This is a genomic window from Sphingobacterium arenae (assembly GCF_014692505.1).
In the GTDB taxonomy this organism is placed as follows: Bacteria; Bacteroidota; Bacteroidia; order Sphingobacteriales; family Sphingobacteriaceae; genus Sphingobacterium; species Sphingobacterium arenae.
In genome coordinates, this window is record NZ_JACNYK010000007.1 from 1 (window position 1) to 26,048 (window position 26,048).

General features: G+C 41.9%; 24 protein-coding genes and 1 rRNA gene. 21 read left to right on the forward strand and 4 right to left on the reverse strand.

The features are described 5' to 3' along the window. The 5 genes from rrf to ybeY form a co-directional block, all read left to right on the forward strand. A 5S ribosomal RNA gene (gene rrf, locus H8B17_RS20925) occupies positions 1–83 on the forward strand; the annotation flags it as partial. Between the two features lie 117 nt (positions 84–200). Beyond that, positions 201–2,186, forward strand: coding sequence for a DNA primase (gene dnaG / locus H8B17_RS18080; RefSeq protein WP_190310647.1), 1,986 nt, complete (start codon positions 201–203; stop codon positions 2,184–2,186). A gap of 58 nt (positions 2,187–2,244) precedes the next feature. Then, positions 2,245–3,315, forward strand: a complete 1,071-nt coding sequence (locus H8B17_RS18085; protein ID WP_223816665.1) for a glutaminyl-peptide cyclotransferase — start codon at positions 2,245–2,247, stop codon at positions 3,313–3,315. A 54-nt stretch (positions 3,316–3,369) separates the two neighbouring features. After that, complete coding sequence (ruvX, locus tag H8B17_RS18090; protein WP_190310648.1) at positions 3,370–3,783, forward strand: Holliday junction resolvase RuvX; 414 nt, start codon at positions 3,370–3,372, stop codon at positions 3,781–3,783. 4 nt (positions 3,784–3,787) lie between these two features. Continuing rightward, a complete protein-coding gene (gene ybeY, locus H8B17_RS18095; protein WP_190310649.1) occupies positions 3,788–4,222 on the forward strand; it encodes an rRNA maturation RNase YbeY in 435 nt (144 codons plus the stop codon). A gap of 57 nt (positions 4,223–4,279) precedes the next feature. Here ybeY and H8B17_RS18100 read toward each other — a convergent pair whose 3' ends face one another. Continuing rightward, on the reverse strand, positions 4,280–4,699 hold the full coding sequence (locus tag H8B17_RS18100) for a nucleoside-diphosphate kinase (RefSeq protein WP_190310650.1): 420 nt from the start codon (positions 4,697–4,699) through the stop codon (positions 4,280–4,282). Between the two features lie 229 nt (positions 4,700–4,928). On the opposite strand from H8B17_RS18100, the gene H8B17_RS18105 reads away from it, so the two are divergent. The 9 genes from H8B17_RS18105 to H8B17_RS18145 all read left to right on the forward strand — a co-directional run bounded on the left by H8B17_RS18105 (position 4,929) and on the right by H8B17_RS18145 (position 18,669). After that, positions 4,929–5,417 (forward strand): MarR family winged helix-turn-helix transcriptional regulator, encoded by a 489-nt coding sequence (locus H8B17_RS18105; protein ID WP_190310651.1) that lies wholly within the window; start codon positions 4,929–4,931, stop codon positions 5,415–5,417. Positions 5,418–5,448: 31 nt separating this feature from the next. Beyond that, positions 5,449–7,875 carry a 3-hydroxyacyl-CoA dehydrogenase/enoyl-CoA hydratase family protein gene (locus H8B17_RS18110; protein WP_190310652.1) on the forward strand — a complete coding sequence of 809 codons (2,427 nt, stop codon included), beginning with the start codon at positions 5,449–5,451 and terminating at the stop codon, positions 7,873–7,875. A 7-nt stretch (positions 7,876–7,882) separates the two neighbouring features. Beyond that, positions 7,883–9,058 carry an acetyl-CoA C-acyltransferase gene (locus tag H8B17_RS18115; RefSeq protein WP_190310653.1) on the forward strand — a complete coding sequence of 392 codons (1,176 nt, stop codon included), beginning with the start codon at positions 7,883–7,885 and terminating at the stop codon, positions 9,056–9,058. A 14-nt stretch (positions 9,059–9,072) separates the two neighbouring features. Then, the gene (locus H8B17_RS18120; RefSeq protein ID WP_190310654.1) at positions 9,073–10,854 is read left to right on the forward strand and encodes an acyl-CoA dehydrogenase family protein; all 1,782 of its coding nucleotides are present in this window, start codon (positions 9,073–9,075) and stop codon (positions 10,852–10,854) included. A 163-nt stretch (positions 10,855–11,017) separates the two neighbouring features. Then, positions 11,018–11,920 carry a sulfite exporter TauE/SafE family protein gene (locus H8B17_RS18125; protein WP_190310655.1) on the forward strand — a complete coding sequence of 301 codons (903 nt, stop codon included), beginning with the start codon at positions 11,018–11,020 and terminating at the stop codon, positions 11,918–11,920. A gap of 431 nt (positions 11,921–12,351) precedes the next feature. Continuing rightward, positions 12,352–14,943: a TonB-dependent receptor gene (locus tag H8B17_RS18130; protein ID WP_190310656.1), complete on the forward strand. Its 2,592-nt coding sequence runs from the start codon at positions 12,352–12,354 to the stop codon at positions 14,941–14,943. A 79-nt stretch (positions 14,944–15,022) separates the two neighbouring features. Continuing rightward, positions 15,023–16,456: a phytoene desaturase family protein gene (locus tag H8B17_RS18135; protein ID WP_190310657.1), complete on the forward strand. Its 1,434-nt coding sequence runs from the start codon at positions 15,023–15,025 to the stop codon at positions 16,454–16,456. Beyond that, entirely contained in the window at positions 16,453–17,361 is a 909-nt protein-coding gene (locus H8B17_RS18140; RefSeq protein WP_190310658.1) for an epimerase, read from the forward strand. The genes H8B17_RS18135 and H8B17_RS18140 overlap by 4 nt, the downstream gene beginning before the upstream one ends. Positions 17,362–17,436: 75 nt before the next feature. Continuing rightward, a complete protein-coding gene (locus H8B17_RS18145) occupies positions 17,437–18,669 on the forward strand; it encodes a YeiH family protein (RefSeq protein WP_223816666.1) in 1,233 nt (410 codons plus the stop codon). Positions 18,670–18,747: 78 nt separating this feature from the next. On the opposite strand, the gene H8B17_RS18150 is transcribed toward H8B17_RS18145, so the two are convergent. Next, positions 18,748–19,485, reverse strand: coding sequence for a hypothetical protein (locus H8B17_RS18150; RefSeq protein ID WP_190310660.1), 738 nt, complete (start codon positions 19,483–19,485; stop codon positions 18,748–18,750). 215 nt (positions 19,486–19,700) lie between these two features. Between H8B17_RS18150 and H8B17_RS18155 the strand changes: the two genes are divergently transcribed. Genes H8B17_RS18155 through H8B17_RS18165 form a run of 3 tightly spaced genes read left to right on the forward strand, consistent with a single transcriptional unit; the run spans position 19,701 to position 21,166 of the window. Beyond that, positions 19,701–19,934, forward strand: a complete 234-nt coding sequence (locus H8B17_RS18155) for a hypothetical protein (protein WP_190310661.1) — start codon at positions 19,701–19,703, stop codon at positions 19,932–19,934. A 52-nt stretch (positions 19,935–19,986) separates the two neighbouring features. After that, positions 19,987–20,535, forward strand: a complete 549-nt coding sequence (locus tag H8B17_RS18160) for an RNA polymerase sigma factor (protein WP_190310662.1) — start codon at positions 19,987–19,989, stop codon at positions 20,533–20,535. Then, positions 20,525–21,166, forward strand: a complete 642-nt coding sequence (locus H8B17_RS18165) for a hypothetical protein (RefSeq protein WP_190310663.1) — start codon at positions 20,525–20,527, stop codon at positions 21,164–21,166. The genes H8B17_RS18160 and H8B17_RS18165 overlap by 11 nt, the downstream gene beginning before the upstream one ends. A 149-nt stretch (positions 21,167–21,315) precedes the next feature. Here the strand turns inward: H8B17_RS18165 and H8B17_RS18170 are convergent, their stop codons facing one another. Both H8B17_RS18170 and H8B17_RS18175 read right to left on the reverse strand, forming a co-directional pair. Further along, the gene (locus tag H8B17_RS18170) at positions 21,316–21,741 is read right to left on the reverse strand and encodes a hypothetical protein (protein ID WP_190310664.1); all 426 of its coding nucleotides are present in this window, start codon (positions 21,739–21,741) and stop codon (positions 21,316–21,318) included. A 164-nt stretch (positions 21,742–21,905) separates the two neighbouring features. Then, positions 21,906–22,280 (reverse strand): DUF3127 domain-containing protein, encoded by a 375-nt coding sequence (locus H8B17_RS18175; RefSeq protein ID WP_190310665.1) that lies wholly within the window; start codon positions 22,278–22,280, stop codon positions 21,906–21,908. 70 nt (positions 22,281–22,350) lie between these two features. On the opposite strand from H8B17_RS18175, the gene H8B17_RS18180 reads away from it, so the two are divergent. The 4 genes from H8B17_RS18180 to H8B17_RS18195 all read left to right on the forward strand — a co-directional run bounded on the left by H8B17_RS18180 (position 22,351) and on the right by H8B17_RS18195 (position 26,036). Further along, positions 22,351–23,643 carry a THUMP domain-containing class I SAM-dependent RNA methyltransferase gene (locus H8B17_RS18180; protein WP_190310861.1) on the forward strand — a complete coding sequence of 431 codons (1,293 nt, stop codon included), beginning with the start codon at positions 22,351–22,353 and terminating at the stop codon, positions 23,641–23,643. Continuing rightward, positions 23,636–24,289, forward strand: a complete 654-nt coding sequence (locus tag H8B17_RS18185; protein WP_190310666.1) for an HD domain-containing protein — start codon at positions 23,636–23,638, stop codon at positions 24,287–24,289. Before H8B17_RS18180 ends, H8B17_RS18185 begins: the two co-directional genes overlap by 8 nt. Positions 24,290–24,428: 139 nt before the next feature. Continuing rightward, positions 24,429–25,190, forward strand: coding sequence for a glycerophosphodiester phosphodiesterase family protein (locus H8B17_RS18190; protein WP_190310667.1), 762 nt, complete (start codon positions 24,429–24,431; stop codon positions 25,188–25,190). 6 nt (positions 25,191–25,196) lie between these two features. Next, complete coding sequence (locus H8B17_RS18195) at positions 25,197–26,036, forward strand: phosphodiester glycosidase family protein (protein WP_190310668.1); 840 nt, start codon at positions 25,197–25,199, stop codon at positions 26,034–26,036. Positions 26,037–26,048 lie beyond the last annotated feature (12 nt).

Here is a 26,048-nt window from a genome sequence, read left to right on the forward strand (position 1 = left end):
CTTCCCATTCCGAACAGAGCAGTCAAGCCCGCCAGAGCCGATGGTACTGCCGTAACAGGTGGGAGAGTAGGTCGGTGCCGATCTTTATACAGAGCCCCTGCAGCATATGCAGGGGCTTTTTTTATGGCCGGATATCAAAGTTCGTTCATTACTCGCTACTAATTATTACCTTTGTTTAATATCGCTTTGCCATTTTACAGATGATAAAAAGAGAGACTATTGAGAAAGTTTTAGATGCTGCTAGAATAGAAGAAGTAGTAGGTGACTTCGTAGATTTAAAAAAGCGAGGCACTTCTTTCATTGGTAACTGTCCTTTTCATAATGAAAAAACGCCATCTTTTCATGTATCGGTAGCTAAAGGCATTTATAAATGCTTTGGTTGTGGCGCCGGGGGGGATGCGTTAAAGTTTGTTATGGAGCTGGAGAAATATTCCTATCCGGAGGCAATACGTTATTTAGCTGATAAATATAGTGTTCCGGTAGAAGAGATAGAGCGTTCCCCTGCCCAGCTTGCTGCTCAAGATAGACGAGAAAGCCTGTATGTGCTCAGCACATGGGCCGGTAAATATTTTAAGGAACAGCTATGGCATACGGAATCGGGTCAAAGTGTAGCCTTATCTTATTTTAAAGAACGTGGATATCGAGAGGATATCATTAAGAAATTTGATTTAGGTTATTCATCGGATCAATGGTCTGCTCTTGCAGATGCAGCTGCCGAAAATGGGTTTCACAAGGATTATTTAAAGGAAATCGGACTTGCTATCGAACGAGATGATGGGAGTCTATACGATCGTTTTAGAGGTAGGGTCATCTTCCCTATCCATAATTTAACGGGACGAGTTATCGGTTTTGGTGGTCGTACATTGAAAACAGAAAAAACGGTTCCAAAATATGTGAACTCACCTGAAAGCGATATATACCACAAATCGGATGTTCTGTATGGGCTTCATTTTGCGAAGAAAACCATCAAGGATAATGATGTATGTTATCTCGTAGAGGGGTATGCTGATGTTCTATCGATGCATCAAGCAGGAGTGGAAAATGTGGTGTCCTCTTCTGGAACTTCTTTGACTTCTGGCCAGATTCGTCTGATTTCTCGCTTTACGAATAATGTTGTTATTCTATATGATGGAGATGCAGCCGGTATTAAGGCTTCCTTGCGGGGAACAGACATGTTGCTGGAAGAGGGGCTTAATGTGAAAGTGGTGTTGTTTCCTGATGGTAATGATCCCGACTCTTATGTACAGACGTACGGATCAACCGGATTTAAGAAATATATCGCCGAGCATCAGGAAGATTTTATTTTCTATAAAACAAATATTTTATTAAAGAATACCGGTGGGGACCCGATCAAACGCGCAGAAGTCATTAGAGAAGTAATAGAGAGTATTGCTTTGATACCTGACGAGATAAAGGTTTCCGTCTTTATCCAACAATGTTCACATTTGCTCGATATTGAAGAGCGTGTATTGCTAACCGAGTTGAATAAAATACGGATTCAGAAAGCAAAGGCACAGGATAAGAAGATACAGCAAGCATCTAAGAGCTCAAATGAGAGTAGTCCGCCAGATATGCCTCCTGCTGATTTCTTTCTGACTGATGCAGAACGAACGAAAGAAGTTTCGTCGGAAGGAGTTACTCCTCAGACCCTTACATCAGATACCTTACAAGAAAGAGAAATCGTACGTATTTTATTAAATTACGGTGAGGAACTTGCCGAATGGGAAGGTGACGGGGACGTTCCCATAGCGCCCTTACTTTTAAACGCTTTGGACGATGTTACTTTTGAGGATAGACCAAGTGCGTTTATTGTTAATGTTTTTAAACAAAAAGCAGAACATTTTGAAATTCCGGATGTAAAGTATTTTTTCTCACATAAAGACAGGGAAGTTCAAGATTTAGCGATCACATGTGTGGCAACGCCCTATGAACTTAGTCCAAATTGGAACGATGATAAGCGAAAAATTTATGTTCGCCAGGAGCGTGAACATCTCCGTGAACTTACCATACAGGGTATTTACCGTATAAAAAAGCGAAAGATTGAAAAGGAGATGATCAAAATCCGAGAGGAATTAAAGATAATCGATGTCGGAGAAAATATGGAGATATTATTAGCTAAATATCAAAAGCTGAAAGAAGCAGAGAAGACGTTAGGAGAGTTTTTGGGAAATATTGTCGTGAAATAGGTGTGTGAATGATGTTGTCATTTTATTTCTGTAAATTTGCCTCGCAAACACGCGAAAGATGAAATTGAATATACATAACATGCTGGTCTTTGTTGCATCTGTTGCACTACTATTGGCCGGATGTAAATCACAGAAGGGAAAATTTGAATTTTTATCACCAAAATCTGGTGAAACGCTTATTTTAGGAGAAAAAGTAGCAGTACGCATGCAGTTTCCAGACAGTACACTTGATTCTGTTGTGTATTCATTAGACGGGGAGATTATTGAAAGAAAGAAGGATACAACGGAACTCCTACTAGACACCGAATCTATCGGTCTTGGAGCACGTAACCTCGTAGCCAAACTCTACCGGGAGGGAAAAGAGGAGGTGGCCTTTAGTAATGTGATCATTTTACCGGAATCGCCTCGTCAATATACATTCGAGGTGGTGAATGAATATCCGCATGATACAACGGCGTTTACGCAGGGGCTGGAATTTGAAAATGGTTTTTTGTATGAATCCACCGGTGCGGGGAACGATTTGATAACGTCTTTAAGAAAAGTAGAACTTACTACGGGAAGGGTTATTCAGAAAAGAGAAATTACAGGGAGTGATGCATCTGGTGAACCTTACTTCGGTGAGGGAATGACTATTGTTGGAGATAAAATTGTAATGCTAACCTGGCGGAATAAGTTGGGATATGTATTTAATAAAGAAACGTTCGAGCAGGTTGGAACATTTAATTATCAACAAAGTACGCAGGGTTGGGGATTGTGTTATGATGGGAAGCGGCTTATTAAAACAGATAGTTCCAACAAATTATATTTTCTAGATCCTAACACCTATCAAGAATTGGGGTTTATCCCCGTGTATGATCACAATGGGGCAGTTGATTATATTAATGAATTGGAACATATCGACGGGAAAGTATATGCCAATATATATGGAAAGGATATTGTCGTTATTATTAACCCTGAAACAGGTGCCGTAGAAGGACAAATAAATTTTGTAGGTCTGTATAAAAATGCCAAGAGAAACGCGGTAGATGAAGAAATGAACGGGATTGCCTATGATAAAGTGAGCAAGCGATTCTTCGTTACAGGCAAACAATGGAATAAGCTCTACGAGGTAAAAGTAGTAGAACGTTAAGAAAGTGAAAGCTGGTGTTGACTAGTATTCGTATGTTTGTGCAAACTGACACATATGCGCGTTATGGCTTTTGATTACGGGACGAAGCGGATAGGCATTGCGGTTACCGACCCCATGCAGCTTATCGCAACGTCTCTAACGACTATCCATCCGAAGGAGATTTGGACATTTTTAGCGGATTATCTTTTAAAAGAAGGTGTAGAAACATTTGTCGTGGGTAAGCCCTTACAGATGGATGGAACAGCATCTCAATCTGCACAGCATATTGTTGGTTTTATGCGAAAGTTGAAGAAGACTTATCCTCGTATCCCGATTGTCGAAATCGATGAGCGTTTTACATCTAAAATGGCTTCTAGCATTATTGCTCAAAGTGGTATGAAAAAAAATAAACGACAGGAAAAGGGGTTGGTCGATGCTGTATCAGCAACTATCATTCTACAAACTTACATGGATTCCAAAGCATTTTAATACGATGGCGTTAAAAGATATTTCATTTTTCACCGAAGACACGGATTATAAAATTAAGGATAAACAAAAAATAAGGCAGTGGGTGGGTGCCACGGTGACCGCGGAGGGCTTTGATCGAATCGGCGAATTGAATTTGATTTTCTGCTCAGATACTTATTTGTTAGCGATTAATAAACAATATCTGCGTCACGATACATACACGGATATTGTGACATTTGATTCTTCAGAAGAAGATCATGTTATTGCGGGCGATATTTTTATATCCGTAGAAAGAACAACAGAAAATGCGTTGAAGTTTGGCGTCTCAGAACGGGATGAGCTGCATCGTGTGATTATTCATGGTATATTGCACCTTTGTGGATATCTGGATAAGAAAAAGGAAGATAAAGAATTGATGACCGCGAGGGAGAACGAATATTTGAGCAAACGCGCGTTTTAATAAGGATAAAAAAGGGAAATCGTTAGATTTCCCTTTTTTATCCTTATATACCGAACTTTAAAATTTCTCGAACTGAGAGAAAAAGAAACCACCTTCAATTTCTGCATTTTCGTCTGAATCCGATCCATGAACAGCATTAGCTTCGATGGATTTAGCATATTTATTACGAATAGTTCCTTCCGCTGCCTCAGACGGATTTGTCGCACCGATTAATTTGCGAAAGTCCTCAACCGCATTGTCTTTTTCTAAAATAGCAGCTACGATTGGCCCCGAAGTCATAAAGTTGACTAAATCACCATAAAAAGGTCTTTCTTTATGTACAGCATAAAAATTTCCGGCAGTTTCTTTTGTAAGCTGTATGTATTTCATAGCGACGATTTTGAAGCCGTCTGCGATTATATCATTTAAGATAGCACCGATGTGACCATTTGCTACGGAGTCTGGTTTAATCATCGTAAAAGTTTTATTTGTTGCCATATTGATAAATTTTTTTTGTGCAAAATTACATAAAAAGCTTTGTATTCGCGAATACCAATAAGATCCGTTTGCGCGGATTTCTTCTGTCTTGAAAAGTTCTTGCAGGGTAGAAGGAACATCGGGGTTAGTAAAAGATATAAAACAGCAAAAATATAGACTGAAAAATTTGTTTTATCCAAGAGTTTTATTATATTTGTTATGCTCGCATAGTAAATATATAAATCGAATTATGTCTCAAGACAATACTATAGACTACTTTCTGAAAACCTGTTGGCAGACGGTAGCTAACAAGTACAACATCATTGCTTCGCAGTTTGGATTCACGCAGGCTACTGGCTATATTTTAATCAATATACATAAGGAAGGAACCTCGGTTTCGCAAATTGCAAATGCTACCGGTGTAAAAACAACATCGTTGTCTCGAGTATTAAACAATTTAGAGACGTTAGGGTTTATCTATAGGGAGGTAAATGCATCCGATAAGCGTTCGGTAAAGGTCTACTTGACGCCATTGGGTGTGGAGAAGCGAAAGTTAGCGAAAGACGTTGTTCGGAGCTTTAATGAATTTTTAGAGTCTCAGATTCCCGAAGAGGAGCGAATGCAGTTGATTCGAACGTTACAAAAGATCAATACATTGACGGCAAGTTATCAATTGCAACAAGAAGTACGGGTAGAGAAAAAGGCTGAGGGAGTGCGGGACGTCGGTATTAGAAAATAGTTGTGAGACATTTGTACTAAAACGTAACAGAATGGATAAACATATTAAGAAAGTAGCCGTTTTAGGTTCGGGGGTGATGGGTTCGAGGATAGCCTGTCACTTTGCGAATGTTGGTATTGAGGTACTCTTGTTGGATATTGTGCCAAGGGAGCTGTTACCACAGGAAGAAGCTAAAGGATTAACATTAGAAAGTCCGGTCGTTCGAAATCGGATAGTGAACAATTCTTTGGATACGGCGTTGAAAACCAATCCGTCACCCATTTATAGCAAACACTATGTAAAGCGTATACATACCGGAAATTTTGAAGATGATATGCCCGCTATTGCAACGTGTGATTGGGTTATTGAGGTGGTTGTCGAACGATTAGATATAAAAAAAACTGTTTTTGAACAGGTAGAAGAACACAGGAAGACAGGTACGCTCATTACATCGAATACTTCCGGAATCCCCATTCATTTGATGACAGAGGGGAGATCAGATGATTTTAAAGCGCATTTTTGTGGAACGCATTTTTTCAATCCGCCACGTTATCTGGAGTTGCTGGAAATTATTCCAACTGCTGATACCGAACCGGAGGTCATCGATTTTCTATTGCATTTTGGAGACAAAATGTTAGGTAAAACCGTGGTGTTATGTAAAGATACGCCAGCTTTTATTGGAAACCGTGTTGGGGTATACTCCATGTTAGCGCTGACACATCTGGTCGAGCAGATGGGGCTATCGGTTGAGGAGGTTGATAAATATACGGGACCGGCTATGGGACATCCAAAATCGGCCACCTTTCGGACAGCAGATGTCGTGGGATTGGATACATTAGTCAATGTAGCGCAGGGGTTGACACAAAACGTACCTAACGACGAGGCAAAGGAAGTTTTTCAGTTGCCGTCATATATCACCAAAATGGTAGCGAACAAATGGCTGGGTGAAAAATCGAAACAAGGCTTTTATAAAAAGGTAAAAGACGAGAAGGGTAATTCGGTCATTCTTGCACTCGACCTAAAGACACTGGAATATAAAGAACAAGAGAAAGTTAAATCGGCAACCCTTGAGGCAACTAAGCCTGTAGAAGATATCCGTAAACGGATGAAAGTTTATGAGCAAGGTACCGATAAAGCCGGTACATTATTCCGTGCCATGCATTATCCATTATTCGAATATGTCTCCCGTCGTATTCCAGAAATTACCGATGACTTTTATCGGATAGATGACGCGATGCGTGCGGGATTCGGTTGGGAACTGGGGCCGTTTGAGGTGTGGGATGCACTGGGCGTGCGGGAAACAATTGATCATATTCGGACAGAAGAGAAAAGGTTACCGGGACAGCAAGGTGACGTAGCACAGTGGGTACATGATATGCTGGAAGCCGGACACGACTCTTTCTATAAAGTGCAAGATGGTGTAAGGCATTATTACGATATAGGTTCGAAATCCTATAAACCGATTCCAGGAACCGAAGATTTAATCATTTTAGACCATATTCGGGACACAAAAACCATTTGGAAAAATTCTGGGGTAACTATTACGGATTTGGGTGATGGTATCCTCAATTGTGAGTTTCATACCAAGATGAACACTATTGGTGGGGATGTTATCCAGGGCATCAATAAAGCGATTGATTTAGCGGAAAAGGACTACCGAGGTCTTGTTATTACGAACGATGGTAAAAATTTCTCAGCGGGAGCTAATATCGGGATGATTTTCATGATGGCGGTCGAGCAGGATTATGATGAGCTGAATACAGCGGTGCGTATGTTCCAAAATACGGCCATGCGGATTCGCTATTCATCTATTCCCGTTGTCGTCGCCCCATTCCAATTGACGTTAGGTGGTGGTTGTGAGTTTTCGATGCACGCCGACTTCGTACAATTGCATGCGGAGACGTATATGGGGTTAGTAGAATTTGGCGTTGGTGTTATTCCAGGTGGAGGTGGCTCCAAGGAGTTTGCTCTTCGCGCCTCGGATGAATATAAACCCGATCAAATTGTACAGAACACGTTAAAAGATCGCTTCTTAACGATAGGACAGGCGAAGGTGTCAACTTCTGCTGTAGAAGCTGCAGAACTTGGCTATTTGAAAGAAGGCAAATATGCCATTACGATGAATCGTAAGCGGTTGCTAGCGGATGCGAAGTCAAAAGCGTTGGAACTCGCTCATGCAGGGTACATACAGCCCGCTCCACGAACGGATATTAAAGTGCTCGGAAATCAAGGATTAGGAATAGTTTATGTGGGAGCCTCTTCCATGCGGGAAGGGAATTATATCTCCGACCATGATAAGAAGATCTCCGAGAAATTGGGGTGGGTGATGTGTGGGGGCAACCTGTCAGAACCTACCGAAGTCTCCGAGCAATACCTACTCGATATAGAACGGAAAGCGTTTTTGGAATTATGTGCGGAGCGTAAAACATTGGAAAGAATACAACATATGTTGACGAAAGGGAAACCTCTTAGAAATTAATGAAAACATGGAAGCATACATTATAGCAGGATACCGTACAGCAGTAGGGAAGGCTCCGAGAGGGAGTTTTCGTTTCATGCGTGCAGACGATCTAGCGGCCGAAGTTATTAAGCACATGGTGACAACTATGCCGCAATTGGATGTGGCGAAAATTGATGACGTCATTGTAGGCAATGCTATGCCAGAGGCAGAACAGGGATTAAATGTTGGGCGGTTGATTTCGTTGATGGGTTTGGATACCGACAAAGTCCCCGGCGTCACGGTAAATCGTTACTGTGCATCTGGTCTAGAAACCATTGCAACGGCTGCAGCGAAGATTAAGTCCGGGATGGCCGATTGTATTATTGCCGGTGGAGTAGAAGTTATGTCGGGAATGCCGTTTGGCGGTTGGAAAATTGTACCAAATCCGGTGGTAGCGAAAGACCATCCCGATTGGTATTGGGGGATGGGACTAACGGCGGAAGCGGTAGCGAAAGAATATCATGTTTCGCGTGAAGATCAAGATGCCTTTGCACTTCGATCGCACCAAAAAGCAATCGCTGCGATAGAAAACGGTCATTTAAAAGACGGAGTTGTGCCGATTAAAGTTACCGAAAACTACCTAAAGGATAATAAAATTGCGACACGCGAATATGTCGTGGATACAGATGAAGGACCAAGACCGGATTCTTCTGCGGCGGCGTTAGCAAAGCTAAAACCAGTCTTTGCAGCAGACGGTTGTGTTACAGCGGGAAATTCGTCACAAACATCCGACGGGGCGGCCTTTGTTTTGATTGTATCAGAAAAAATGTTGAAGGAATTGAATGTTAAACCGATAGCACGTTTGGTGAGTTATGCGGTAGCAGGAGTACCGCCGCGGATTATGGGAATAGGTCCAATATTCGCGATCCCAAAAGCGCTGGAAATGGCAGGACTACAAAAAGAAGATATAGACCTTATCGAATTGAACGAAGCTTTTGCTTCACAATCCCTGGCCGTTATCCGTGAATTGGGGTTAGATGAAGAAAAAGTGAACGTCAATGGTGGGGCAATTGCTTTAGGGCATCCCTTAGGCTGTACAGGGGCTAAATTGACCGTACAAATCTTGAACGAGTTAAGGCGTCGTGAGAAAAAATACGGTATGGTGACGATGTGTGTAGGAACGGGACAAGGTGCAGCGGGAATCTTTGAGATGTTAGATTAAGGAATATATAAACAATGGAGACAAAAGCTATGAAAGGCGGGGAATTCGTGGTCCGTGAAACCCCTTATACGGAAGTTTTTATTCCGGAAGAGTTTGATGAAGAAGCAAAAATGATTCGCCAGACTTGTTTGGATTTTCTTGATGCAGAAGTATTAGATAAGCTCGATAGAATTGATGCACAGGAAGAGGGCCTGATGCAAAACCTGTTGGATAAAGCCGGAGAATTAGGGTTACTGGGTGTCTCTATCCCGGAGCAATATGGGGGATTTGGCAAGAACTTCAATACATCTATGTTAGTTGGCGATGCCGTAGGTGGTGGCTATTCATTTGCCGTGGCACTGTCGGCACATACCGGCATTGGTACATTACCTATCTTGTATTATGGAAATGACGCACAAAAAGAAAAATATATTCCAAAGTTAACGTCAGGAGAATGGAAAGCAGCCTATTGTTTGACGGAGCCTAACGCAGGATCGGATGCGAATTCGGGACGTTCCTCAGCAAGGTTAAATACAGAAGAGACACAATATCTACTCAATGGGCAAAAAATGTGGATTACAAACGGTGGATTCGCCGATGTATTCATTGTATTTGCAAAAATTGATAACGATAAAAATCTCAGTGCTTTTATTGTAGAAAGAGATTTTGGGGGGATTACCATGAATCCCGAAGAGCATAAGATGGGTATCAAAGGGTCATCCACAAGACAAATATTTTTTAATGATTGTCCGGTTCCGGTAGAGAACCTATTGTCTGAAAGGGAAAATGGCTTTAAGATTGCCGTTAATATTCTAAATATTGGACGGATCAAATTAGGTGCCGCGACCATTGGTTCTGCACGTTCTGTCGTTACGCAAGCCATAAAATATGCGAATGAGCGCGTACAATTTAACTTGCCCATATCCAAATTTGGGGCAATTCGTCATAAATTGGCTGAAATGGCTATCCGCCTGTACGCTAATGAATCTGCTGCTTATCGGGCCGGACAGAATATTGATGATGCTTATGCTGCGCTTGTTGCCGGCGGAATGGATGAAGCTAAAGCCAAATTAAAATCTACAGAACAGTTTGCTATCGAATGTGCGATTATAAAGGTATGGTGCTCTGAGATGCTGGATTATGTCGTCGACGAAGGCGTACAGATTTATGGAGGTATGGGTTATTCGGCTGAAGCGCCGATGGAGAGAGCCTACCGGGATTCGCGTATCAATCGGATTTTTGAAGGTACAAATGAAGTGAATCGCTTATTGGTCGTGGATATGCTATTAAAACGTGCCATGAAAGGAGAGTTGGATTTAATGGGGCCTGCGACGGCTGTTGCAAACGAGCTGATGGCTATTCCTGATTTGGGAGAAGAAGATACCGCCATTTTTGCCCCGGAGAAGAAGATTATAGCAAATTTAAAAAAGATCGGTTTAATGGTGGCGGGTGCTGCCGTACAGAAACTGATGATGAGCTTATCGAAAGAAGAGGAGATATTGATGAATATTGCCGATATCATTGGGTATGTTTATGTAGCCGAGTCGATATTGCTGCGGGCAGAAAAGATTTATCACACTCAAGGAGAAAATGCGGCTATTTTTCCGTTAGATATGGCGAGGGTATATTTATATACTACGCTAGATAAAATAGCTATTGCAGGTAAAGAAGCACTGTACGCCTTTGCGGAAGGAGATGAATTGAAGATGATGCTGGTTGGTCTGCGTCGGTTTACGAAAGCCGAGCCATTCAATACAAAAGCAGCTCGTCAGCGTATCGCGAAAAGAATGATCGAAGAGAATATATATTGTTTTTGAGAATTCATTTTAATTGAGTGAACCTGTTACACACCATGTAACAGGTTTTTTTTATGTTAAAAAATCTATATGTTTGATAGACTTTATGTAGAATGTTTTTATATTTGCGAGGTCTTTACAGAAGCGAGACGAAGACATTTGAAAATAATAAATAAAATAATTAATGGAGAAAGCAATAGCGGTTTTAGGATTAAACAATGTGAGTAAGAAAATCACGTTAAAACACGTAGGCTGGGCTATAATAGCCCTCAAACTGGCTATTGCGGGTTATTTTATTTTTCTTTTAGTGGAAGGTATTAGTGCAAACGCTTTCGAATTTGGAGAACGATTTCTTTGGTTTATTTTGGCAGGTTTTGTTGCCCAGCTGATTGATGGCGCCCTAGGAATGGCCTATGGTGTGAGTTGTACAAGTTTATTACTTTGGTTGGGTATTCCACCAAAATTTGCGTCCGCAAGTGTCCATACGTCCGAGATATTTACAACAGGTGTTTCTGGATTATCTCATATTCGCTTTGATAATATAGATAAAAGGTTGTTTTTCCGGATTGTGATTACGGGCAGTATTGGTGCGATTATCGGTGCTTATTTCATTTCGGATATCCTTGATGGCGAGGTCATAAAGCCTTTTATATCTTTTTATCTGCTTTTATTGGGTATATATTTATTATACAAAGCATTTAGAAAGCAGAATAATGCAAAGAAGAACGTTAAGAATACCCCGCTATTAGCTTTTGCTGGTGGACTCTTAGACGCTATCGGCGGCGGCGGCTGGGGGCCAATCGTTACGTCTAACCTGTTGAGTCGCGGAAACAGTCCGAGGCATACCATTGGGACGGTCAACACGGCAGAGTTTTTCGTGACCTATTTTGCTACCGTCGTATTTATTTTTGTATTAGGTGTCCAGCACCTGGAAATTGTTTTGGGCCTGATTGTCGGGGGGGTAATAGCGGCTCCGTTAGGAGCATATATAGCCTCGCGGATTAATCAGCGTCTGCTTTTAATTTTGGTGGGGATATTGGTTGTTCTCACATCCGGTTGGGGGATTTGGGCTGCGCTATGGTTATAATTTAAGAAATTTCTTTTCTTAAAAACCGTTTCGAAATGAAATTATATTGTTTATTTTCAACCAGTTAAGGGTTCGTGTGTCTTTTTTTAAAATAAAATCTACTTATTTGATAGACTTTATATAAAATGTTTTTATATTTGTCCTGTTCGTTTCAATTGGCGTTGGCAACGATAGTATAAAAAACTAAAAAAACAGATAGTTCGAATGAAAAACTACAACCTAATTTTAGACACAAAAGTCAAAGTAGATTACAATTTAGTCCATCTTTATTGTTTTGCACTTCGCATGCGAATGTGTTGTTATTGATATTTCCCTCTCTATAAAACACAGCAAAGGGAAACATTGCTGTTTCCCTCCTGTGTTCAATAAGTAAATTACAAGTTCAATTGGCGTTGGCACTTGTTAGTATTCACTATTAAACACCCGAAAATATGAAAAATTATGGAGTATTACGATACTCAGCGGTCTTATTGTTTGTTTTTCTATTAAAACAGGACCTATTTGCACAAGTACAATCACAACCCATCATCAATGCTACATTAGAAGGTATCGTGGTTGATTCTATTTCTAAAGAACCAATTGAAGGAGCGACGATCCAACTCGAGGCAGTTACGCATAGTGTCCGCACCGACAGAGATGGAAATTTTGTGTTTGTCACCGGACAGAAATTACCGCTTACTTTAACCGTTTCTGTTGTTGGTTACCAAGCCAAAAAAATTATCGCACATACGTCACCCATTACTATAACATTATCGTCTAAACGAGAAACGTTGGATCAGGTCGTGGTGACGTCTCGAAGGAGAAGAGAACAACTTCAAGATGTACCCATTCCAGTTTCTACGGTGAGAGCAAGTACAATAGAAGATGCAGGGGCATTCAATGTCACCAGAATTAAGGAAGTGGTTCCCACGGTACAGCTTTATTCGTCTAATCCGCGTAATACAACATTGAATATTAGGGGGTTGGGCTCTACATACGGTCTTACTAATGATGGTATCGATCCTGGGGTAGGATTTTATTTAGATGGTGTGTACTTGGCGCGTCCTGCAGCGACTTCATTAGACTTTATTGATGTAGAGCAGATCGAGGTGTTGCGCGGACCTCAAGGAACTTTATTTGGAAAGAATACAACCTCAGGAGCATTTAATATCACGTCGCGTCAGCCGGAATTTACGCCAAGTGCAAATTTTGAATTGAGCTATGGTAACTATGGCTACATACAGGCTAAAACGTCGTTAACCGGCCCTCTGGTGAAAGACAAATTAGCCGCTCGGGTTTCTTTTTCAGGAACACAACGTGATGGAACGTTATATAATGTGCATTCAGATCGGAATATCAACGATATTAACAATCTGGGCGTAAGAGGACAGTTGTTATACACCCCGACGGAGAATCTGAAGATATCATTGGCAGGAGATGTTACGGCGCAACGTCCAGATGGGTATGGTTGGGGTATTGCCGGCGTCGTGGAGAATCAACGCTCGGAATACAGACAGTTTAATAGTATCATCAAGGATCTTGGGTATGAAATCCCATATAACAGTGCCTTTGAAAGAAAAGTGGATTTAGATACCCGCTCTAAAGCAGATAATGAATTAGGAGGGGTATCACTCAATGTAGATTATAAAATTGGAAATGGCACGCTGACTTCGACATCGGCATGGCGTTATTGGAATTGGGTGCCTTTAAATGATCGTGATTACCTGGGGGTACCTGCTTATACCGTTTCCGCCGGAAATTCTGTACATGATCAATGGTCGCAAGAATTTCGATATTCAGGAGATATTAGTGAGACTGTAAGTGGTGTAGTGGGTATTTTCGGCTTGTGGCAGGATTTGAGAACTGATCCGGTTCATACGGAGGAAGCTGGTGATGCGTTATGGCGCTTTCAGCAAAGCGATCCTTCACAAGTGCAATGGGCACGGGGTCTGATTGATCGAGTGGGGATTCGTACGAAGTATGGCATTAAGAGTACGAGCTTGGCTGTTTTCTCACAGGTTGACTGGGCGATTACTCCCAAATTGCATCTATTGCCAGGCATACGATACAACTATGATAAAAAAGTAGCCAATTATGATAGAACAAAATACATCGATAATAATATCGAGTACACTCCCGAGCAATTTGCTGCAGTTAATGGTATTTATGCTGATCAGACTTTTGATGTAAATGCCGATGCCGGAAATCTATCTGGCCAATTGTCACTACAATATAAGTTTACCCCCAACTACAATGCCTATGCAACGTATTCTAAAAGTTATAAACCAATAGGTATCAATGTGGGTGGATTGCCTGTTATTGATGGGGAAGTAGCAACTCATTTAGCGGAAGTAAAGCCAGAATCTGTGAACCATGTGGAATTTGGCGTTAAAACCAGCCCGAGCAGAACTTCTTTCTTGAATCTAACCGTCTATCAAACAAATATTAAAGACTACCAAACGCAAGTCCAAACACCGGATCCGGGTGTAAATAGAGGCTATTTAGCCAATGCGGAGAAAGTGAGAGTACAAGGGATTGAACTGGATGGGAGTGTGAGACCATGGGATTTTCTAAGATTGAACGGAGCCTTGGCTTATACGGATGGTAAATATATCTCGTTTACAAATGCACCCGTACCGCTAGAAGAGGTGGGAGGTGCAGAAGCTTTCAAGGATGTTTCTGGAGGAGAACTCCCCGGAATTTCGAAATGGTCCTGGTCGCTTGCAGCCGAATTGACAGCAAAGGGACGTTTGTTGGGATTACCGGGCAATTATTTCCTAGGCACTGATCTTTTTTATCGATCGAAATTTTCTTCCAGTTCATCCCCCTCGCAATATCTGAACATCGATGCGTATGCTTTGCTGAATGCACGGGTAGGCTTTCGTGCTGCAACAGGAATATCTGTCATTGTATGGAGTAGAAACCTTACAGATAAAGATTATTACGAGCAATTACTGGCCGCTCCGGGCAACTTTGGCCAATATGCCGGTGTGATTGGTGATCCGCAGACCTATGGGGTGACATTAAGATATAGTCTGCGGTAATTTGTTGACGTACGCGGGAAGAGGCATCTATTACGATTCAAATTCTTAAATTGCAGGTATAATACACAATACACTTGTCTTGAAAAAATACGACGCTATTATAGTGGGCTCCGGTCCGAATGGATTTGCTGCAGCGATTACTTTGCAGCGACAAGGACTTTCTACGTTGATCGTGGAAGGCGCTGATACCATAGGAGGAGGTATGCGTACAAAAGAGTTGACCCTGCCGGGCTTTAAACATGATGTTTGTTCAGCGATACATCCCATGGCGATGGCATCTCCTTTTATGCGCTCCCTACCCTTAAAAGAATACGGATTGGAATTTACCCAGGCGACTTATCCCGCTGCACATCCTTTAGATAAGGGAGATGCAGCCGTACTACACCATAGTCTAGAAGAAACCGCACAAGATTTAGGCGTTGATGCGCGAACCTATACAAAATTGATTCTACCCATCATTAACCGATGGGAAAGCTTGGCCTTAGATACTATGGGGCCATTGCGTTTCCCTCGTCATCCGCTGGATTTGGCAAGCTTTGGGTTAAAAGCTTTAAAGCCGGCTACGTGGACAGCCTCGGCCTTTAAAACCCAAAAAGCAAAAGCACTATGGGCAGGAATGGCGGCCCATAGCATACAACCCCTATCTAACTGGGCAACCTCTGCCATTGGCTTGGTGCTGATGGCGGTAGGGCACCGTTATGGATGGCCTATTCCCCAAAGCGGTTCACAGACTATCGCTGATGCGCTGGCCGCCTATTATATTTCGCTCGGCGGCGAAATACAAACAGGATGCTGGGTAAAAGATACACGGGAGCTTCCCCAACATAAGACCTTGATATTGGATCTAACACCCAAGCAAGTGCTGAGCTTGCAGGGGTTGCACTTGCACGATTCCTATCGGAAACAATTGAGAAATTATCGTTATGGCATGGGTGTGTTTAAGGTTGATTGGGCTCTTTCTGATACGACACCCTTTAATGATGGATACAGTCAACAAGCGGCAACGGTGCACCTCGGTAATACCTATGATGAAATAAGGCGGAATGAGCTTGATTCCCATAGAGGCCAGGTAGTAGACAAGCCATTTGTTTTGTTTGCCCAACCGAGTCAATTTGATAAAAGCCGAGCCCCAGAAGGTAAACATACGGGGTGGGCCTATTGCCATGTCCCCAATGGTTCTGCTATTGACTTTACAGCACATATTGAGAATCAGATTGAACGTTTTGCTCCTGGGTTTAAAGACACTATTCTGGCGCGACATACTTTTAATCCTACGCAGATGGAAGCATATAATCCAAACTATATTGGCGGAGACATAAACGGTGGTATTATGGACATCTATCAACTATATACCCGACCGACATTCTCGCTTACGCCGTACCGTACGTCGAATAAAAATGTATATATCGCCTCTTCTTCTACACCTCCGGGAGGTGGAGTCCATGGAATGGCGGGCTTCCATGCGGCCAAATTAATTTTGAAGGACCATTTTAATATGGACGTGAAATTATGAAAAAGATTGTACTTGCCGGAGGAACCGGACATTTAGGAACGCTATTAAAGAAGGTTTTTCTGGATTTAGGATGGGAAGTCGTGATTTTGTCGCGACAGCGGAATAAGAAAGAAGACAAGGTAACGTATGTATTCTGGGACGGAGAACATCTGGGTACTTGGACGAATGTGTTAGAAGGTGCTGACACCGTGATCAACTTGAGTGGTAAAAGTATCCAATGCCGCTTCACGTCGAAAAATAAGGCGATCCTAGAAGATTCCCGTCTCTTGCCCACCAAAGTCTTAGGGAGAGCTATTGCACGATGCTCGAAACCGCCGAGGCTATGGATAAATTTTTCCGGTATATCTATTTTTACAGGATTAAACGAGTTACAGGATGAGACGAGTATAGCGGTTGGAACGGGCTATCTAGCTCGATTAACCCGAAGATGGGAGAGCGCGTTTTCCACATTTGATCTTTCGGATACAACGAAAGTGATACTTCGTGTCAGTCCCGTTTTATCTAAACAACAGGGCATGTTTGCGGAGTTACTTCCTTTAGCGAAATGGGGATTGGGGGGCAAAGTTGCTAACGGACGTCAATATATCAGTTGGATTCATCAGCATGATTTTGTGTCGTTGGTAAGGTGGATAATCGAGCAAACCCATCCACGACGGATTTATCATGCGTGTAGTCCTTATCCCGTGACAAATGCTACTTTTATGAACGTTCTCCGAAACCGCGTGGGGATTTCTTTTGGGTTGCCTCTTCCCCGGATACTCGCCCATATCGGCTCGTTCGTCAGGGGAGTCGACCCGAGTATATTACTCCAAAGTGTTCCGGGGACGACCAAGTCGACCCTGGAAGACGGGTTTACTTTCGAATTTGAGAAGATTAATGGTGCGCTGGCTAATCTCGTGAAATAATAAATACTTATATTGTCCATCATTTACAAAAAACCTTAACTGTATATTATAATGTCATCTTCTAAATCAAAGGTAATGATTAGCGAAGACTGGGTGGTCGTGATACTCGGGTTAGCTATCATTTTTTTAGCGCTGTTTGGTGTCGTTGTACCCAGGCCAACTTTTTCTTGGGATACATCTGCTGTACTTTTTGCAGAAGTCCTATCCCCAGAAAACCTATTGACTATCGGTGCGCAATTTTTATTGGTATTCGCTGCTGCTCTCGTGGGGGCCGTGTTGTTGGGAAAGCCGTTAAAGCCACTTTCGATCGTTTTCCCTTTCATTTTTGTGTTAACCCTATTTGCGTTGATTATAGCAGGCAACAATACCGTACGAGAGTATAACCTCGAAGCCGTCATATTTAGCTTAGGTATCGGTTTGCTGATCAGCAACTTTTTTAAATTACCTTCTTGGTTTAAAGATGCACTTTCTACCGAATTGTATGTTAAAATCGGTTTGGTGCTATTGGGAACGACGGTTATTTTTAGCGAAATATTGAAAGCGGGAGCTCTCGGGCTGATTCAGGCCTTGGTCGTTGTATTGTCGGTCTGGTATTTTGCATTTTGGTTATGTAAGAAACTGAAAATCGATCAGGAAATGGCAATGATGCTTTCGTCGGCCGTTTCCATTTGTGGTGTGTCCGCCGCTATTGCTACTTCTGGCGCAATTAAAGGAGACGCCAAGAAGCTATCCTATGTGGTTTCGTTGGTTTTGATTACCGCGGTACCGATGATGATTTTTATGCCCTATATTGCCGAATGGATGGGTTTGTCGCAAGAGGTCACGGGTGCATGGCTCGGTGGCAGTATTGATACGACTGGTGCGGTGGTTGCGTCAGGATCTTTGGTAGGCGAGCGTGCCTTAGAAATCAGTACCATCGTGAAATTTTCGCAAAATGTTCTACTCGGTATCGCCGCCTTCGCCATCAGTATTTACTGGACGTATTCACATTCCAAAAGCGCGGAACATGCGGAGAAACCAACCTTAAAAATTATTTGGGAACGTTTCCCGAAATTTGTAATCGGATTCGTATTTGCTTCTCTCTTGTTTTCTTTTGTTATTAATCCGGAGCAAGTCAGCGGCGTAAAAGCGGAATTGAAAAGTATACAGGGCTTATGGTTTGCGTTGGCGTTTACATCCATCGGTCTGGAAACGAATTTTAAAGATCTATTTGTGCATAACAACAAGAAACCGCTTTATGCGTTTCTGATCGCACAGGGGTTCAATATTGTGGTTACCTTGGTAATCGCCATGTTGTTGTTTGGATAAGTTATTAACGCCAAAGAAGCTGCCTTGGTAAATTATAGGCAGCCTTTGCGTTTAAGCGATGATTCTGCCAGAATCCACTTATGCAATGTTAAACGCACCCACAATACTTGCTGGGTGAAGGGCTCTGGAATTAATTAATAGATCCCTGCCGCGGGAGTTATTAAAATACAAAACCGATAACCCAACAAAAATTATACATCCCTTGACTGGCGTGCAATCCACCTCTATTCGCTCCGCTTCGCGCCACCCTTCTAACTGCGTACAATTAATTTCTATTTCTGTGTACGATACGATGTGATAGTGTGCTTTGACGAAATCGATAGCCATGGCGTTTATGACAACAATCATCTTTGCGGCAGCATCAAGAAATGTGATATCACGATCTTTTTTAAACGTTGGAATTTCTATAGCGAGTACGTTGTTCTCGTTAAGGGATAATTCGATGTCAAAATAGAGATAATCCTGTGTATTACTTTGTTCATTGAACTGGAAGTTAGCTAGGCGATTCAGTTTGCCGTGTTGAAGACACATTTTACCAGATATTTGGTCGGGGTTAGCGCGCATGGCACGCAATATTTGTCCGTTAAGTCGTCCCACCATATTGCTATCGTATAAGTTTAGGTGTGTGTCTGATAAAGCCGACCGTACAAAGCCTCCAGCATGACTGGCTTGACCAAAATCGACAGAGGCTTTCTTGGTGGCCATGGTTTGCTTCGCCTTGCGAGGTCTAGACTGTAGAATCTGTTGATTTCCAATTTTTCGTGCCACGAGATTTCCTGCTAAACCTCGAATTGCACCATGTGCTGCTATTTTCATAACAGTGAAATTAAGAAATCAAATGTTTGTAAATCAAATAAATGTGAATTTTTAAGAAATTTAAAAAGCGTGTATGTGTGCTTTTGCGATTTTCGTAACCTCCTTTCGAGAACACCTTACCATTTTCGCAACGGGCTGTAACAAGATAATTTTGATGTTGAAGAAGCATCGGGACAAACAGAAGGAACTTCAAGACATCAGAAGAGAGAATGGGAGTGGCTTGTCACCAGACCCTGAGCAACTTGCCCCTGAAAAAAGATTGTCCGTATGATGATAGCTTGATGAATGCAAATTTAAACAGAAATATGTGGAATTATAGTGCAGTTAATATGGACGCAACATGGACTCATGGGCAATTTGGGGTGAGGCTGTATTATCCTTATCCGCATCCTGACCCTGCCTCATCGTCGGGTTTACCTCGTTTCGTGGATGATATTATTTCTTTATAGTTTTCTTATGGAATTTACTATCTTTCCGCATCCTCTAATTGGGTAATGGCGTATGGACGAAAAAGAACAACTCGTATATTATAAGCAGACGGGCGATTTGCACGTATTGGGGAAACTATATACACCCTATATGTCTTTGTTATACGGTGTATGTTTTAAGTACTTTCAGGAACAGACAGCGAGTCAAGATGCAGTTATGCAGATCTTTGAGCAACTCGTACACAAGCTTCGTATACATGAAGTAGATAATTTCAAAAGCTGGTTATATGTGTTTGCCCGAAATTATTGCTTGATGGAACTTCGAAAGCAGAAAGGCAAAATGCATGTGGATATCGAAGAAAACATGCCTGAAAGTGAACAGAAGCTCGTAACCGAAGAGGAAACGAAATGGACGGAAGCTGATTTCGATAAAGTACACGACTGTCTGGCGTCTCTTTCCCCTGAGCAGGCAGTTTGCGTACGCCTGTTCTATCTGGATCAAAAATGCTACAAGGATATTGCAGAAGAGACTGGATACGATTTGAATAAGGTCAAGAGCTATATTCAAAATGGGAAAAGAAACTTGAAAATTTGTATGGAGAGCGGGAAAAATGGAAAATAACTATCAACTGTCTAGAATACATAACTATATCCACGGCTTAATGAGCCGGGAAGAAATGCACGCGTTAGAGCGGGAGGCGTTGGAAGATCCATTCTTGCAGGATGCAATTGATGGCTATAAGATGCAGCAAGGAGTTGACGTGAAATCATTAAGCCTATTGCAACAACGGCTCGAAAGGCGTATAGCAGAACATACCCAACGCAAAAATCGATTCTATTTTAGCTGGCAGCGTTTGGCCATAGGGATGGTAGCTGCGGTGATGTTTATCGCGGTGTGTACACTCTTGTTGATTCGCTATCTCCCTAACCGACAGCACACTAACGTGACCGAAGTAGAGCTGATGGATGATGTTCTTACACAGGCGGTTGTGCATGCATTGCCTGACGGTGATGCGCAGCCGGTAGGTGGCTGGGAAGCATTTTCTGCATTTGTTTCGGAACATTATTCGGGGGTAAACATGGAAAAACGTTTAGAGGTTCGTTTTAAAGTGGGGCAAGACGGGCTTCCGTACGATATACAACCACAAATAGCCAAGCGTCATCAAATCCATAGAGAGATTTTACAGATCTTACAAAAAGGACCCAAGTGGCAAGGAAAAGAAGGACATATTGAGATTGTGTTTCCAGAGTAATTTTTTGTTGTACTTTTTTTAGAAAAAAGTACGGAAAAAATCGTCGCTGCGGATATTTGAGAGGATGGCATCGTGCTAAGGATGTATTTCTACATACCTCAAACATCCGGAGGCGACCCAAAAGGTTAAAGAGGGGGGTGCTATTATTACTACCTAATGTGTATATCGTTCGCGTTTCTTGGCTTTCTTTTCAGCGTATTGACTTGTCCGACGTTACTGGTAATCTTGATGGTGTTTTTATCGATGATTTCAATGTGAAGACGGCTTTCATGTAGTTTCTTTTCCGAGACTAAATCTTTTGTATATACATTCAACGAGATATTTTGAGGATAATTATCAAGGCTGGCATATTCATATTTTTTAAGAATTTTTTGGAAATCCGGAGCGCCGCGAAAAGTAAATGTAATACAGTTAGCACCTAAAAAATCCATACTTTCCAATGGGGAATCAGTGGTCTTCTCGGCAAACCATTTCCCATTGAAAAATTTATCGATCTGATCGAATCGGCCGTCTTTTTCCGCAGCAGGAAATATAAACAACAGCGTTATGAAACCAATAACTTTCGAAATCATCATCTTTCTATATTATTCGTCCAACAAAATGATAACTATTTTAACGATAGAAAGTTACGAACTTTTTTTTATATAGACAAAATATTAGAACCCTATAAAGGCAAACGCTCCAAGACTCTAGTTCTTGGAGCGTTGCCACTTTAATTAATTATAAGTGTTATTTTATATTAAAAAGGTAAATCGTCATCATCTGCTCCCGAAGACGATATGTCGACAGGAGGCATATCCATTTGACCGGGTGCTTGAGCCTGTTGTGGTGTATTGGCAAGCTTTGTTACTCTCCACGCAACCAAGGAGTTGAAATACGTTGTAACCCCTTCTTTATTTGTCCACGGACGGCCACGTAGGTTAAAAGAAACTTCTATATCGTCGCCAACGGCCAAGTTATCAAATATAGAGACGCGGTCTTGCGTTGCCTCAAAGCGAATGTATTCTACAAATTGTGGGTTTTCTGCGTAAGCAACGATCAAATCTCTTTTCTTGAAAGATTCGGTAACCTGTTGCGTAGCACCTATCTCATGAACTTTTCCTCTTATTTCCATATCAAAAACGTATTAAACTGTAAAATTAAGCATTTTTTGCTAAGCAGAATAGTAACTTTGCAAAAAGATGATGGAAGTTTTCAACACACCTAATAAAGTTGTTATTACATGTAATCGACGCTTGTCGCCTTATTTGGCGCAAGAAGTGGAAGCATTAGACTTTGAGATTGTCCGCGCCTTTAATACAGGTGTGGAGATTAACGCTTCTGTAAATGAATGTGTTCGGTTAAACCTAAATTTGCGAATAGCGAGTCAAGTCCTTTATGAAATAAAATCATTTCGTGCCCGAAATGCCGACGAACTTTACAAAGAGCTAGTCGCTATTGCGTGGGAAGAGCTGCTACCGTTTGATGGATATTTCTCTGTTACATCGAATGTGCACAATGAGACCATTACGACACCCCTATTTGCAAATGTCAAAGTAAAAGATGCGATTGTCGACCGTATTAAAGATAAGAAAGGTGTGCGACCCAATACCGGGCCAGAATTAAACCGGGCGGTTATTCATCTGCATTGGATAGACGACAGAGCAGAAATCTTCTTAGATACATCCGGCGAAACACTCGCCAAGCATGGCTATCGAAAGCACCCAGGTAAAGCACCCATGCTGGAAGCATTGGCCACAGCGACTATTATGGCTACACAATGGGATGGTAAATCACCCTTTATCAACCCGATGTGTGGTTCGGGAACCTTGGCTATTGAAGCCGCCCTGATGGCACAAAAGCGGATGCCCGGTTTGCAACGGATGAATTATGCTTTCATGCATTTTATAGGTTACGATGAGGCGGTATTTTTTGAAGAACGTCGTCGCCTGAAAGAGTTGACGGACAAAACGAACCTTCCTCAGATTGTTGCATCCGATATATCCGATGTGGCCATAGAAATTGCAAAATCGAATGCGAAGACCGCAGGTGTGGAGCATCTGATCACGTTTGAAGTAGGGGATTTTGCAAAAACGACTGTCCCAGACGAGAAAGGCATCATTATGTTTAATCCGGAATACGGTGAGCGTCTAGGTGTACATACTAAATTGGAAGCAACCTATAAACGCATCGGCGACTTTATGAAGCAGGAGTGCAAAGGGTATCGAGGTTATATTTTTACTGGAAATCTCGATCTGGCAAAAAAGATTGGCTTACAGGCTTCTCGTAGATTCGAGTTTTTTAGTGGCAAACTAGATTGTCGGTTGTTACAGTACGAACTTTATGAAGGATCGAAGGAACGACCGGGTACTGTCGCTACATCGCAGGAGATTCGGGAGAGAACACCAGAAATATATCCTGAAAGGAGAGCGGACGAGCGCACTAGCGAACGTAAAATACACAAACTTATCCGCAGACGAGACCAGAATAATGACTAAGCTGGATATCATACAGCGTACGGCAGAATTCGTACAGGAAAAACTGAAAAATGCCGAAGCGGGACATGATTGGTGGCACATTCAGCGTGTATGGAAGAATACGAAGTTGATTTTGGAAACCGAAGAAGCTGATGCGCTGGTTTGCGAATTGACCGCATTGCTGCATGATATTGCCGATAGCAAGTTTCATGATGGTGATGAGCACATAGGCCCACGCATTGCTGGCGAATTCCTACTTGACAATGGTTTAGATAGCGATCGGATAGCGCATGTCCAACAGATTATATACAATATGTCATACAAAGCGTCTTTAGGGCAAGTTGATTTCCATTCCAAAGAATTAGAGATCGTGCAAGATGCGGATCGTCTGGATGCTATTGGGGCAATTGGTATTGCGCGGGCTTTCCATTACGGAGGATTTAAAAATAGAGAAATATACAACCCGGACATCCCTCCTCAACAACAATTAAGTAAGGAAGTATATAAAAATGCAACGACGCCCACTATGAACCATTTTTACGAAAAATTATTGCTGTTACGGGACAAGATGAATACGAATAAAGCAAAACAGATTGCTGAACATCGTCATCGTTTTATGGAATCCTTTTTGCAACAATTTTATGGCGAATGGAACGGAGAAATGTGATTTAACACTATGTTAATGGGAATTGGGTATATTCGTGCATAATAAATGTGGATATTTTATATGGCCTTTAAAAGACAAACCGAGTGTAACGAAGTCATTTTTACAAATGATACCTACACTTATAAATAATTATATACATATGAAAGCAACATTAGTAATCTTTACCTTATTAACGGCCATGCATGTGAGCGCTATCGCGCAGACAGAAATGATCGCGCATCGTGGATCTTGGAAAAACACGAAAGTCCCTCAAAACTCACTTGCATCCTTGAATAAAGCGGTAGAACAAAAAGCTTGGGGAGCAGAGTTTGATGTACATCTAACAAAAGATGATGTATTAGTGGTAACCCACGATCAAGATTTTTACGGGATCGACATAGCGACATCAACCTATCAGGAATTGCTTGCTAAGAAACACCCCAACGGCGAAAACATCCCCACTGCGGAAGAATACTTAAAAGAGGGATTGAAGCAAAAAAACACCAAACTGATCTATGAACTTAAAACGAATAAACTTGGTACAGAAAGAACGTTGAAAGCGGCGGAACTAACGGTGGCTTTAGTAAGGAGTTTAAAAGCTGAAAAACAAATAGAATATATTGCATTTAGTTATGATGCGTGTCTGAAACTTAGAGAACTAGATAAGAAAGCAAAAGTTCACTACCTCAATGGCGACAAATCTCCAACAGAAATAAAAGCGGCAGGTCTGACCGGACTGGATTATCATTTGTCTGTTTATAAGAAACACCCCGAATGGATTGGAGAAGCGAAGAAGTTAGGCCTTAAAACCAATGTTTGGACGGTGAATCGGGAAGATGATATGCATTATTTCATCGATCAAAAGATTGATTATATCACGACAGATGAACCGGAATTGCTCAACACCGTACTAAAAAAATAATATTCGATGTATCGCTTAAGAATAAGTATTCTTGTCAGTATTTTCTTTTTTGTTACCACTACGTTTGCACAAGAGAACCAGGATTCCTTGGCGATCGTTACCAACGATTGGAAAAAAACGAAAGTGCACAAAGGGGTAGTATGGAAACAAGGACATTTTAATAATCTCTTTGATAGCGAACAGGAGATTAATTATGTGGAAATCGACCTTAAAAAGAATGGAAAGAACCTTTATTTTGCTGCAGAGCCTTCTGAGTTGAAGCCTACTTCACAATTGGCATCGGAACATCAGGCATTGGTGGCTGTAAACGGTGGTTTCTTTGATATGAAAAATGGTGGGGCAACTGATTTTATTCAGGTAGATAATAAAGTCGTCAACCCCACCAGGAAAAAATCAGACCGCGGGAATGCCCTGCTTTTACTTTCAAAACAAGAGATGAAAATTAAAGCTGCCGTCGATACGCTTTATGAGGCAGAGCGTTATCCAAACGTCATGCTTTCCGGCCCGTTGCTTGTCGTGAACGGGGATTCTTATCCATTAGCCAAAAATGCTTTTAACGAGAACAGACACCCGCGTACTGCCGCTGCATTGACACGGGATGGTAAGTTGCTTCTACTTGTCGTTGACGGAAGGAATAAGGCTTCGCATGGTATGAACCTTCATGAACTTTCCAGCGTATTGCGCTGGTTGGGAGCGAAGGAGGCGATGAACTTGGACGGTGGGGGGAGCTCCACATTGTATATAAAAGGGGCTACCGAAAACGGTGTAGTCAATCATCCGTCGGATAATAAATTATTCGATCATGAGGGGGAACGTGCTGTGGCCAATATCATTTATCTCAAATAATAATATTTATAT

What these genes read in the sequence shown, in the direction of transcription:
- H8B17_RS18120 (WP_190310654.1), top strand. Translation starts at nt 9,073, where the DNA reads ATGGAGACAAAAGCTATGAAAGGCGGGGAATTCGTGGTCCGTGAAACC.
- H8B17_RS18105 (WP_190310651.1), top strand. Translation starts at nt 4,929, where the DNA reads ATGTCTCAAGACAATACTATAGACTACTTTCTGAAAACCTGTTGGCAG.
- H8B17_RS18085 (WP_223816665.1), top strand. Translation starts at nt 2,245, where the DNA reads ATGAAATTGAATATACATAACATGCTGGTCTTTGTTGCATCTGTTGCA.
- H8B17_RS18145 (WP_223816666.1), top strand. Translation starts at nt 17,437, where the DNA reads ATGATTAGCGAAGACTGGGTGGTCGTGATACTCGGGTTAGCTATCATT.
- ruvX (WP_190310648.1), top strand. Translation starts at nt 3,370, where the DNA reads ATGCGCGTTATGGCTTTTGATTACGGGACGAAGCGGATAGGCATTGCG.
- H8B17_RS18195 (WP_190310668.1), top strand. Translation starts at nt 25,197, where the DNA reads ATGTATCGCTTAAGAATAAGTATTCTTGTCAGTATTTTCTTTTTTGTT.
- H8B17_RS18110 (WP_190310652.1), top strand. Translation starts at nt 5,449, where the DNA reads ATGGATAAACATATTAAGAAAGTAGCCGTTTTAGGTTCGGGGGTGATG.
- H8B17_RS18100 (WP_190310650.1), bottom strand. Translation starts at nt 4,699, where the DNA reads ATGGCAACAAATAAAACTTTTACGATGATTAAACCAGACTCCGTAGCA.
- H8B17_RS18175 (WP_190310665.1), bottom strand. Translation starts at nt 22,280, where the DNA reads ATGGAAATAAGAGGAAAAGTTCATGAGATAGGTGCTACGCAACAGGTT.
- H8B17_RS18170 (WP_190310664.1), bottom strand. Translation starts at nt 21,741, where the DNA reads ATGATGATTTCGAAAGTTATTGGTTTCATAACGCTGTTGTTTATATTT.
- H8B17_RS18160 (WP_190310662.1), top strand. Translation starts at nt 19,987, where the DNA reads ATGGACGAAAAAGAACAACTCGTATATTATAAGCAGACGGGCGATTTG.
- H8B17_RS18115 (WP_190310653.1), top strand. Translation starts at nt 7,883, where the DNA reads ATGGAAGCATACATTATAGCAGGATACCGTACAGCAGTAGGGAAGGCT.
- H8B17_RS18190 (WP_190310667.1), top strand. Translation starts at nt 24,429, where the DNA reads ATGAAAGCAACATTAGTAATCTTTACCTTATTAACGGCCATGCATGTG.
- H8B17_RS18130 (WP_190310656.1), top strand. Translation starts at nt 12,352, where the DNA reads ATGAAAAATTATGGAGTATTACGATACTCAGCGGTCTTATTGTTTGTT.
- ybeY (WP_190310649.1), top strand. Translation starts at nt 3,788, where the DNA reads ATGGCGTTAAAAGATATTTCATTTTTCACCGAAGACACGGATTATAAA.
- H8B17_RS18185 (WP_190310666.1), top strand. Translation starts at nt 23,636, where the DNA reads ATGACTAAGCTGGATATCATACAGCGTACGGCAGAATTCGTACAGGAA.
- H8B17_RS18180 (WP_190310861.1), top strand. Translation starts at nt 22,351, where the DNA reads ATGGAAGTTTTCAACACACCTAATAAAGTTGTTATTACATGTAATCGA.
- H8B17_RS18165 (WP_190310663.1), top strand. Translation starts at nt 20,525, where the DNA reads ATGGAAAATAACTATCAACTGTCTAGAATACATAACTATATCCACGGC.
- H8B17_RS18140 (WP_190310658.1), top strand. Translation starts at nt 16,453, where the DNA reads ATGAAAAAGATTGTACTTGCCGGAGGAACCGGACATTTAGGAACGCTA.
- dnaG (WP_190310647.1), top strand. Translation starts at nt 201, where the DNA reads ATGATAAAAAGAGAGACTATTGAGAAAGTTTTAGATGCTGCTAGAATA.
- H8B17_RS18125 (WP_190310655.1), top strand. Translation starts at nt 11,018, where the DNA reads ATGGAGAAAGCAATAGCGGTTTTAGGATTAAACAATGTGAGTAAGAAA.
- H8B17_RS18150 (WP_190310660.1), bottom strand. Translation starts at nt 19,485, where the DNA reads ATGAAAATAGCAGCACATGGTGCAATTCGAGGTTTAGCAGGAAATCTC.